Source organism: Anaerotignum faecicola, from assembly GCA_024460105.1.
In the GTDB taxonomy this organism is placed as follows: Bacteria; Bacillota; Clostridia; order Lachnospirales; family Anaerotignaceae; genus JANFXS01.
The window spans coordinates 1-443 of sequence record JANFXS010000306.1 but is presented as its reverse complement, the minus strand read 5'-3'; the positions used below and the strand labels follow the sequence as shown (position 1 = coordinate 443).

Genomic DNA, 443 nt, shown 5'->3' with positions numbered 1-443 from the left:
GCCATGGTGGTATAAGATTCCCCGGGCTCGGAATCCTGATGGTCCGGGTCGTAAGAGCGCCAGTCCACCCGGATGTCCTGTTCTCCGTCTTCCGGTGTGTAACGGCCGTCCACCTTAAACTTTTCATTCAGGTAATAGCCCATGGACTTGGCCATCCGTACCATCTCGTCGACGGTATATTCCTGTACTTCCCCGGGACCGGTGGTCACACGGACGACAGGCTTGTCATAGGCCAGCTTCCCGTTCGATTCAAATACCTCTTTGTATTTGATATAGTTAAAGATATCGTCGATGTCCGTCTTGAACTGACGGATGAACTCCGGTGTATCCTCGTACGTCTCATTGGTAAGCCAGCTGATGCCTTCTCCGTAGTGGGGATTGTTGTACATGATGCTGATTCCCGTTACCAGGAGGATGACAAAAAGAATGTGCAGCAGGACTGC

1 protein-coding gene is annotated in these 443 nt (G+C 51.7%); it reads right to left on the bottom strand.

The features are described 5' to 3' along the window. On the bottom strand, positions 1–443 hold a 443-nt coding region (locus NE664_14100; GenBank protein ID MCQ4727767.1), incomplete at both ends, for a sensor histidine kinase.